Origin of the sequence: Winogradskyella psychrotolerans RS-3, from assembly GCF_000427335.1 — a bacterium.
GTDB classification, from domain to species: Bacteria; Bacteroidota; Bacteroidia; order Flavobacteriales; family Flavobacteriaceae; genus Winogradskyella; species Winogradskyella psychrotolerans.
In genome coordinates this window covers 1-10,031 of sequence record NZ_ATMR01000109.1, presented here as the reverse complement: position 1 = coordinate 10,031, position 10,031 = coordinate 1, and the positions used below count along the sequence as shown (strand labels likewise).

At 34.2% G+C, this 10,031-nt stretch carries 9 protein-coding genes; 6 read left to right on the top strand and 3 right to left on the bottom strand.

The genetic code is table 11. The features are described from left to right. Window positions 1-423: 423 nt before the first annotated feature. The 6 genes from thrS to ADIWIN_RS11205 all read left to right on the top strand — a co-directional run bounded on the left by thrS (window position 424) and on the right by ADIWIN_RS11205 (window position 8,052). Window positions 424-2,364, top strand: coding sequence for a threonine--tRNA ligase (gene thrS / locus ADIWIN_RS11230; protein ID WP_020897366.1), 1,941 nt, complete (start codon window positions 424-426; stop codon window positions 2,362-2,364). Between the two features lie 35 nt (window positions 2,365-2,399). Next, window positions 2,400-2,948: a translation initiation factor IF-3 gene (gene infC, locus ADIWIN_RS11225; RefSeq protein WP_081669569.1), complete on the top strand. Its 549-nt coding sequence runs from the start codon at window positions 2,400-2,402 to the stop codon at window positions 2,946-2,948. A gap of 61 nt (window positions 2,949-3,009) precedes the next feature. Beyond that, a complete protein-coding gene (rpmI, locus tag ADIWIN_RS11220) occupies window positions 3,010-3,207 on the top strand; it encodes a 50S ribosomal protein L35 (protein ID WP_020897364.1) in 198 nt (65 codons plus the stop codon). A gap of 103 nt (window positions 3,208-3,310) precedes the next feature. Continuing rightward, window positions 3,311-3,655 carry a 50S ribosomal protein L20 gene (rplT, locus tag ADIWIN_RS11215; protein WP_020897363.1) on the top strand — a complete coding sequence of 115 codons (345 nt, stop codon included), beginning with the start codon at window positions 3,311-3,313 and terminating at the stop codon, window positions 3,653-3,655. Window positions 3,656-3,977: 322 nt separating this feature from the next. After that, a complete protein-coding gene (locus ADIWIN_RS11210; protein WP_020897361.1) occupies window positions 3,978-7,079 on the top strand; it encodes an amidohydrolase family protein in 3,102 nt (1,033 codons plus the stop codon). Window positions 7,080-7,248: 169 nt separating this feature from the next. Continuing rightward, window positions 7,249-8,052, top strand: a complete 804-nt coding sequence (locus ADIWIN_RS11205) for a Cof-type HAD-IIB family hydrolase (RefSeq protein WP_040757098.1) — start codon at window positions 7,249-7,251, stop codon at window positions 8,050-8,052. Here the strand turns inward: ADIWIN_RS11205 and ADIWIN_RS11200 are convergent. The 3 genes from ADIWIN_RS11200 to ADIWIN_RS11190 all read right to left on the bottom strand — a co-directional run bounded on the left by ADIWIN_RS11200 (window position 8,026) and on the right by ADIWIN_RS11190 (window position 9,980). After that, window positions 8,026-8,448 (bottom strand): secondary thiamine-phosphate synthase enzyme YjbQ, encoded by a 423-nt coding sequence (locus ADIWIN_RS11200; protein ID WP_020897359.1) that lies wholly within the window; start codon window positions 8,446-8,448, stop codon window positions 8,026-8,028. The two genes, ADIWIN_RS11205 and ADIWIN_RS11200, sit on opposite strands and share 27 nt — an antisense overlap. 17 nt (window positions 8,449-8,465) lie before the next feature. Further along, window positions 8,466-8,744: an EF-hand domain-containing protein gene (locus tag ADIWIN_RS11195; protein WP_020897358.1), complete on the bottom strand. Its 279-nt coding sequence runs from the start codon at window positions 8,742-8,744 to the stop codon at window positions 8,466-8,468. Window positions 8,745-9,191: 447 nt separating this feature from the next. Further along, window positions 9,192-9,980, bottom strand: a complete 789-nt coding sequence (locus tag ADIWIN_RS11190; protein WP_020897357.1) for a T9SS type A sorting domain-containing protein — start codon at window positions 9,978-9,980, stop codon at window positions 9,192-9,194. Window positions 9,981-10,031: the final 51 nt, after the last annotated feature.

The following is a 10,031-nucleotide window of genomic DNA, read 5'->3' as shown; positions in this document are numbered from 1 at the left end:
TTTCCACAACACCTTTTTCATTTTTATTTCAATCTTTTTTTTAAAGCCTTAATTCCATGCCATTTAACAACCTTAAAAAGTTGTTGTTTTATTCTATCCCCTAGCTTATACTGGATTTTAATACAACAAATAGCTTTTAATAGCACAATAGCTCTTTAAATTACACATACATTAGCGGTAGTAGCGGCATCCTTTTTTTACTTATATATATAATGATATAATAAGAACATCGTATAATAAGATAACATATTCTACTTTTAAGTGACGCTATTAAAAAAAGATATAGCGGATGACGCGACGCTTTTGCTTCTAAAAAGCAAAAGGGGAATGCCCTAAAAAGACAATACGATATTTATGGAAACTTCACTTTGTCTATTCCTTATATAGGTATATCTTTGTAGGCTAAAATTTATACTATATATAATGATACAAATTACTCTACCAGATGGTTCGGTTAGATCTTTCGAAAAAGATGTAACTCCTTATGAAGTGGCCGTAGACATTAGCGAGGGATTTGCCCGCAATGTTATTTCAGCAAAATTCAATGACACCGTTGTTGAAACCACCACTCCACTAACCACTGATGGTAGTCTTACTTTATATACTTTTAAAGACGATGCAGGTAAAAAAGCATTTTGGCATTCTTCTGCCCATGTGTTAGCACAAGCTTTAGAAGAATTATACCCTAATGTGAAGTTATGGGTTGGCCCTGCTATTGATAATGGTTTTTATTATGATGTTGATTTAGATGAAGGTTCTATTTCAGAAAAAGACTTTAAAGCCATTGAAAACAAAATGATTGAAATTGCTAGAGGCAAACACGATTTTAAGTTGCGTGATGTTTCTAAAGCTGAAGCTTTATCTTATTACAAAGGCAAAAACGAATATAAAGTTGATTTAATAGAAAACCTTGAAGACGGTACGATTAGTTTCTGTGATCACTCTACTTTTACAGACCTTTGTCGTGGTGGTCATATACCAAATACAGGTATTATAAAAGCTGTTAAAATATTAAGTGTTGCTGGTGCTTATTATAAAGGTGACGAAAAGAATAAACAACTCACAAGAGTTTATGGTATTTCTTTTCCTAAGCAAAAAGAGCTAACAGAATATCTTGAACTTTTAGAAGAAGCTAAGAAAAGAGACCATAGAAAACTTGGAAAAGAACTAGAGCTTTTTACATTTTCGCAAAAAGTAGGACAAGGTCTACCTTTATGGTTACCTAAAGGTGCTGCATTACGTGAACGTTTAGAGAACTTTTTGAAAGCTGCTCAAAAGAAAGCAGGTTATGAAATGGTTGTTACTCCACATATAGGAAGTAAGGAACTTTATGTTACTTCTGGGCATTACGCAAAATATGGAGCCGATAGTTTTCAGCCTATAACCACTCCATCTGAGGGTGAGGAGTTTCTTTTAAAACCAATGAACTGTCCACATCATTGTGAAATTTATAATGCAAAACCATTTTCATATAAAGAATTACCAAAACGCTATGCGGAATTTGGAACAGTCTATAGATATGAGCAAAGTGGGGAACTACATGGTTTAACACGTGTTAGAGGTTTTACACAAGATGATGCTCATATTTTCTGTACACCAGATCAATTAGACAAAGAGTTTAAAGACGTTATAGATTTAGTACTATATGTTTTTGGTTCTTTAGGTTTCGAAAATTTCACAGCTCAGGTTTCACTAAGAGATCCTGAAAATCCGGATAAATATATAGGAAGCGATGAAAACTGGGAAAAAGCAGAACAAGCTATTTTAAGTGCTGCTAAGGATAAAAATTTAAACTTTGTTGTTGAAACAGGCGAAGCTGCATTTTACGGTCCAAAGTTAGACTTTATGGTTAAAGATGCCCTTGGACGCCAATGGCAATTAGGAACTATACAGGTCGATTATAACTTACCAGAACGTTTTGATTTATCATATAAAGGTAGTGACAATGAGATGCACAGACCAGTTATGATTCACCGTGCTCCTTTTGGAAGTATGGAACGTTTTATCGCGATATTGCTAGAGCATACTGGTGGGAATTTCCCGCTTTGGTTAATGCCCGAGCAAGTAATTATACTCTCTATAAGTGAGAAATATGAAAAATACGCCGAAAAAGTTTTAGTTTCGCTAGAAAATGACGAAATTCGCGCCCTCACAGACAACAGAAATGAAACTGTAGGTAAGAAAATTCGCGAAGCTGAAATGCAAAAGTTTCCTTATATGATTATCGTCGGTGAGCAAGAAGAAAAGGACAATACAATAACAGTGCGCCAACATGGAGGTGAAGACCTTGGCACAATTAATGTAGAAGACTTTATAAAAATAGTAAAAGATAGAATTAGTAAAAGTTTAAAAACTTTTAAATAATATTAAGTTTAATTTAAAATACAGAAGCCATAGCAATACGTAGAAACAGAAAGAATTTTACAAGACGTGTATCTCAAGAAGATAAACACCGTATAAATTCTAAAATCAGATCTGAAGAAGTAAGATTAGTCGGAGATAATATTGAAATAGGTGTTTATCCTATTAAACAAGCGTTATCCTTAGCCGACGAACAAGGTTTAGATCTCGTAGAGATTTCGCCAAATGCGAACCCTCCTGTTTGTAAAGTTATGGATTATAAAAAATTCCTTTACGAACAGAAGAAACGAGAGAAGTCATTAAAATCTAAAGCAACTAAAGTAATCGTTAAAGAAATACGTTTCGGTCCTCAAACAGATGATCACGATTACGAGTTTAAAAAGAAGCATGCTGAAAAATTCTTAAAAGATGGAGCGAAATTAAAGGCGTTCGTATTCTTTAAAGGACGATCTATTGTCTTTAAGGAGCAAGGTCAAATTTTATTATTAAAATTGGCTCAAGATCTTGAAGAATATGGAAAGGTAGAGCAAATGCCTAAGCTTGAAGGAAAGCGAATGATTATGTTCATTGCACCTAAGAAAAAATAATAAAACGCTGAATTTTCAGCGATACGATAATAAGCGAAACGTAAATTAAAAAGAGGAGAAAATGCCTAAAATGAAAACAAAATCGAGTGCTAAGAAACGTTTCAAACTAACTGGCACTGGTAAGATTAAAAGAAAGCACGCTTTTAAGAGTCATATATTGACAAAAAAATCTAAAAAGCGTAAGCTTAAATTGACTCATGATGGTTTAGTACATAAAGCGGATGAGAACAATATTAAAACAATGTTACGTTTAAAGTAATAGCGTTTTAATCGGTTAAAACAAATTATAAACCCTGGAGTTAGGCAAAACAATTTAGCAAGTGTCAATTTAGACCGCCTACTACAAAAAAACAATTAAAAGAATGCCAAGATCAGTAAATTCAGTAGCAAAAAGAGCCAGAAGAAAAAAGGTTCTTAAGCAAGCAAAAGGTTACTTCGGAAGACGTAAAAACGTTTGGACAGTAGCAAAAAATGCGGTTGACAAAGCGATGCAATATTCGTACAGAGACCGTAGAGTAAAAAAGAGAACATTCCGTTCGTTATGGATCATGCGTATTAACGCAGGTGCGAGACAGCATGGAATGAGCTATTCAAAATTTATGGGAGGATTAAAATCTAATAATATCGAATTGAACCGTAAGGTACTTGCCGATTTAGCGATGAACCACCCAGATGCTTTTGAAGCTATAATAAACAAAGTAAAATAGGCTTTTAGCCAAATTAATAACAACATTTCGCTTATAAAATCCGATTCATTTATTTGAATCGGATTTTTTTATGCCTAATTATTAAAAACTAAACCGTTTACATAAGGGCATATTTACACAAAATTCCTTTTTATTTTTAACTTACGCTTTAATTAAAAACAAATTCCATGAAGCGTATTCAACTCATCGCAATCCTCATTCTACTTGTTACATTTAATGTTTATGCCCAAGATAAAGAAAACCAAAACCTTGGGATGTCTCTAATCCTGAAGGTGACTGGAGTTTTAAAGACCTAAAATTATCAACTGACGAAGGGACTTGGATGAATTTGGATGTCAGTCCTGATGGAAAATCTATTGTTTTCGATTTACTAGGAGACATTTACATCATGGATATCAAGGGTGGTAAATCCAAAATATTAAGAGAGGGATTACCTTTTGAAATACAACCTCGTTTTAGTCCTAATGGTAAACACATTTCATTTACGAGCGATGCGGGTGGCGGAGACAATATATGGATTATGAACACTGATGGTTCTGATGCAAAACAAATTACAAAAGAAGATTTTAGATTATTAAACAATGCGATTTGGACTCCAGACGGAGAGTATATTATTGCCCGAAAGCATTTTACTTCTGGTCGCTCTTTAGGAGCTGGTGAACTATGGATGTATCACAAAACAGGAGGAAGTGGTTTACAGCTAACTAAAAAGAAGAATGATCAACAAGATGTTAACGAACCAACTATCTCACCAGATGGAAACTATTTATACTATAGCGAAGATGTTTATCCTGGTGGAGCTTTTCAATATAATAAAGATCCTAACAGTCAAATCTATGTCATTAATCGTTATGACATGAAAACAGGAGAAACCAGCAGAATCACTGGTGGTCCTGGTGGAGCGGCGCGTCCTCAAATTTCTAGAGACGGAAAAAAACTAGCTTTTGTAAAACGTATTCGTACTAAAACTGTTTTATACATTCATGATTTAGAAACAGGTGAAGAATGGCCAGTTTATGACCAACTTAATAAGGACCAACAAGAAGCTTGGGCTATTTTTGGAGTATACACCAACTTTAATTGGATGCCTAATAATGAAGACATAATCATTTGGTCTGGCGGAAAGATTAATACGATCAATATCAATTCGCTTAAAGTATCCGAAATTCCATTTCAAGCTAACGCCACTATAAAGATTGCTAAAGCTGTTGAATTTGATACTCCTGTAGCACCAGATACTTTTGACGCTAAAGTGATTCGTCATGCAACTACTTCTCCTGATGAGAAATCAATTGTATTTAATGCGCTTGGGTATTTGTACACACAAAAATTACCAAACGGAAAAGCTAAACGATTAACGACAGGCACTGATTTTGAATTTGAACCGACCTTTTCACCTGATGGAAATACCATTACTTATGTCACATGGAATGACCAAGAGCTCGGAGCTATTTATTCAATTCCTTCAAGTGGTGGAGCTTCGACCAAATTGACTTCAGAAAAAGGTATTTATAGAAACCCATCGTATTCACATAACGGTAAACATATCGTCTATCGAAAAGAAGGAGGAAACAACGAACAAGGTCGAACGTTTTCAACCAAGCCAGGTTTGTATATGATGAATAGTGATGGTACAAACACCCAATTTGTAACCAAAGAAGGAGATTACCCGATGTTTAATGCCGATGATACGCGAATTCTATACCAGAATGGTGGACAATTTTTTGGAGCTTTAACTAAAGAATTGAAAAGTGTTGACCTAAATGGTTTTGATGAACGCACACTCGTCAAATCAAAGCACGGTAATATTTTGGTGCCGAGTCCTGATAGAAACTGGATTGCTTTTGTTCATTTACATAAAGTGTATTTGGCTCCAATGCCTAAATCGGGACATACTTTAGACTTAACAGATAAAAGTAAATATGTCCCAATTACGCAGCTTTCAAAAGATGCAGGTATTAATTTACATTGGTCTAAAGACAGTAAAACGTTACATTGGACCTTAGGAAATCAGTATTTTTCAACTAAAGCTTCTGAAGACACGAAACTTGTTGAAAAAGGAACAAAAATTAATTTAGAAGCCAAAACCGATAAACCCTCAGGTAGAATTGCCTTGAAAGGAGCGCGACTTATTACCATGGAAGGAGATGACGTTATAGAAAATGGAACCATCGTTATCCATAACAACATTATTGAATCTATTGGAAATTCTTCAGACATCTCAATTCCTTCCGATGCAAAAGTCTATGATCTTTCAGGAAAAACAATAATGCCAGGTATGGTTGATGCGCATGCACATATTGGTGGTTTTAGATATGGATTAACAACACAAAAGCATTGGCAATTTTATGCCAATTTAGCTTATGGAGTTACAACCTCTCATGATCCTTCTGCGCATTCTGAAACGATTTTTGCACTTTCCGAATTACAAAAAACAGGAGAACTTGTTGGGCCACGCCTCTACTCTACTGGTTTTATACTTTATGGGGCTGATGGCGATTTTAAAGCGGTCATCAACAATCTTGAAGATGCACGTTCATCTATCAGACGAACAAAAGCTTTTGGCGCTTTATCGGTTAAGAGTTATAACCAACCAAGACGAGAACAACGACAACAAGTATTACAAGCCGCTCGAGAAGAAGGTATTTTTGTTGTTCCAGAAGGAGGCTCAACGTTTTATCATAATATTACCATGGTAATGGATGGCCATACTGGTGTAGAACACAATATTCCTGTGGCCCCTGTATATAAAGATGTCTTAGAACTTTGGGGAAATAGTAATGTGGGTTATACCCCAACACTAATTGTGAATTATGGAGGTATGAATAGTGAAGTGTATTGGTATCAAAAGACCAATGTTTGGGAGAATGAAAAGCTTCTAAAATATACTCCAAGAGCAATTATCGATTCACGTTCTAGACATCGTGTTATGGTTCCGGATGAAGAATATGAAAACGGACATATTTTGGTTTCTAAAACCACTAAAGCACTTAGTGATGCTGGCGTAAAAGTAAACCTTGGTGCACATGGTCAGTTACAAGGGCTAGGTGCACATTGGGAATTATGGTCACTTCAACAAGGTGGTATGACAAATCATGAAACTTTAAAAGCTGCTACAATTAATGGAGCAAATTATATAGGCGCAGGTAACGACATTGGTTCTCTTAAAAAAGGAAAACTAGCCGATCTAATCGTCATGGATAAAAACCCTTTAGAGAATATTAGAAATTCTGAAAGTATTATTTACACCATGATTAATGGTCGATTATATGATACTGAAACTATGAATGAAATAGGAAATCATCCAAAGGAGCGCACTGAGTTCTATTGGGAAAACAATAAATACAACCAAGCGTTTCCATGGCATGAGGAGTCGCAAAGTTTTACCCGAGAAACCTGTGGTTGCCATGTAGGATCTCACTAAAAAATAAAGAGTCATTAATTGCTTTCAAAATGAGCGCAGTTCAAGTTTTAATGTTTTGAAAATCATTGCATTTCGACTGCGCTCAATGTGACATTTAAACTAAAAAATACTTTTTTAGACAGGTTATTTTGATTTTACTTAATTTGAATACAATTTTTAAGAATAAAATATGAAAGACGTTAAATTGGTTGTCACAGATATGGATGGCACATTATTAAATTCTAATCACGACGTAAGTTCCAAGTTCTTTGAACTATTTAAAGACTTAAAACAACAAAACATTCAATTTGTTGCGGCGAGTGGACGACCTTATTATAGCATTGTAGAGAAACTTCAACCTATAAAAAACGATATCATAATCGTTGCAGAAAATGGTGGTTTAATCATTAAAAATGAAAATGTACTGCTTTCTAATAAGCTAAATCCAAATAGATTATTAGAACTTTATAAGTTGGTAACTAATCTTGAAAACACCTACCCTATTTTCTGTACCAAGAATCAAGCATTTATTCTTAGAGCATCGGATGATTTGATAAACACGTTTTCTGAATACTATTCCGTTTATACTATCATTGATTGTTTTGAAGAGATCACAGATGACATCATTAAAATAGCGCTGTATCATACTACAAATTCTGAAGCTCAAATATTTCCATTGGTGAAACATTTAAAGCCCGAACTTAATGTTGTGGTTTCTGGAAATCATTGGGTAGATATTTCTGAAGCTATTACTAATAAAGGAAATGCACTTACTTTTTTACAAAAGCAACTCAACATTACTCCTTCTGAGACCATGGTATTTGGAGATTATAACAATGATTTAGAAATGTTGAAATGCGCCAAATATAGTTACGCGATGGAAAATGCGCATCCTAATGTAAAAGCTGTTGCTGATTTTGAAACTGAATCTAACGATAATAATGGTGTAGAATTGGTTTTAGAACAACTAATTACCGAAAGCCGTAAGCACTAGTTGCCGGCCTGATGCACTTTTTCTATGTTCACAGAGATAGATACCTTGCCAAATTCCGAGATTTAATTTAGCATTTGTGATAGGAATTTGAACAGAGGTTCCCATTAATGATGCTTTTATATGCGCAGGCATATCATCAGAACCTTCAAAAGTGTGCTGGTAATAGTCTTGATTTTCTGGAACCATTTTATTGATATGGCTTTCAAAATCTAATCTTACCGTTGGATCTGCATTCTCATTAATAGTTAAACTCGCAGATGTATGCTTAATAAATACTTGTAATTCCCCAACATTAATTTGCTTTAGTTCTGGAATTGCTCGTAAAATATCTGAAGTAATGAGATGGAAACCTCTAGAGAGCGCTTGAAGTTTTATTTCTTTTTGAAAAAATTGCATATCAATAATGTATTCAATTATTTAGATTCATCTGAAATTTCATCGTAAGCAGATTTAAACTCTTCCCAATTTATAAGTTGGTCACCATTTTTATCGTAGTCTTCAATTAATTTTGAAGAAATCCTACCACGAATAAATCCATTAATATCTGCTTCTTTTAAAAGTTTTACAATTTCATCTTTACTCAATTTTCGATCGCCATCTTTATCAAAAAACGAAAAGGCGTCTTCTGGTGTACTAAAATGATTGGTTATTAATATTTGAATTTTATTGAGTATCGTTTCTTTTGATAACATAGCTATTGTGTTTTATTAAAAATAAGAAATAATACGATGAAACTCTTATGTATTAACAAACAAAAAAAAGGTCGCCTTACAGCGACCTTTGATTTTAGTTGATTAAAAACCCTACTTCTTAATCATCTTTTACCGAAATTTTCCCAAACCTCGTTTCAATTTCAAAAGTTAAATGCAATTATGAAAATTAAATTGTACTTAATAATCTTTTGTTTACACTATAATTTATACTTAGAACTTACCGTCTTAGATATGCTATAACTATAGGCTGTTGAAATTAAATCTATATCTTCAACTTACAAATAACTAGGTTTGAAATGCAGTGTTTTGTATGTGAGTGACCGATTATTTTTTTACAAAACGTTGAGACGATTAAATTAACCTTAAAAAAAACAGCGATACTCAAAAAGACTATCGCTGTTTTCAACACAATTTAAATAACTAACTCTACTTTTTTATTATTCGTTTTACGGTTTCGTTTTGGCCCATTTTTATTTTTAATACATAGACTCCTGCTTCATATTGATCTAAATTTATCGTAAAATTATCACTTGTATTTACTTTGTTTAATAGCAAACGTCCATTTAAATCGTACACCGTAATTTTAACCTCATTAGTACTTGGCAGCATAATAGAAACTTGTCCATCTGTTGGGTTTGGGTAAACTTTAATAGCATTCAATATATTACGATCTCCCACTCCTAAAACTTCTTCAACTGTAACAACAATCTCTACACGTTCGCTGTAACAACCGTCATCACTAACACTAGCTACCCAATACGATGTTGAACCAATGTTTTCTGTACTAGGTGTTGGTGCTTCTGAGTCAGAAACTCCTCCTATTTCAGCTTCATACCAAGCTAAGTCTAATCCACCTGAAGTTGCTGTTAATGCACTAGCATCATCACCTTGACTGTAAGTAACTAATGTTGTTACTGTTGGCACTTCTGGAATATCTGAAATAGTAACATTAACCATAGTTCTTTCGCTTTCGCAACCATTAGTAGATTGAGACACGTAATAACTTCCCGTTGCTAATGCTGATGTAGATTCTAAAACGGTTTCTGAAGTTTCACTTGCATACCAAGATAAATTAGTACCTGTAGCTTCCAAATCTGCAATTGTTGCACTGCCACAAAAAACTTGTGCTGATGCTGTTGGTGCTTCTGGTATGTCATTAACAGTTACACTAACTTCTGTTCTTGCGCTTTCGCAACCATTAGTAGATTGAGACACGTAATAACTTCCTGTTGCTACTGCTGATGTAGATTACTAAAACTAGTTTCT

Bases quoted from the DNA above. Each gene is read 5' to 3' on its own strand.
- rpmI (WP_020897364.1), top strand. From the start codon at position 3,010: ATGCCTAAAATGAAAACAAAATCGAGTGCTAAGAAACGTTTCAAACTA.
- ADIWIN_RS11195 (WP_020897358.1), bottom strand. From the start codon at position 8,744: ATGTTATCAAAAGAAACGATACTCAATAAAATTCAAATATTAATAACC.
- ADIWIN_RS11200 (WP_020897359.1), bottom strand. From the start codon at position 8,448: ATGCAATTTTTTCAAAAAGAAATAAAACTTCAAGCGCTCTCTAGAGGT.
- thrS (WP_020897366.1), top strand. From the start codon at position 424: ATGATACAAATTACTCTACCAGATGGTTCGGTTAGATCTTTCGAAAAA.
- ADIWIN_RS11205 (WP_040757098.1), top strand. From the start codon at position 7,249: ATGAAAGACGTTAAATTGGTTGTCACAGATATGGATGGCACATTATTA.
- ADIWIN_RS11210 (WP_020897361.1), top strand. From the start codon at position 3,978: ATGAATTTGGATGTCAGTCCTGATGGAAAATCTATTGTTTTCGATTTA.
- rplT (WP_020897363.1), top strand. From the start codon at position 3,311: ATGCCAAGATCAGTAAATTCAGTAGCAAAAAGAGCCAGAAGAAAAAAG.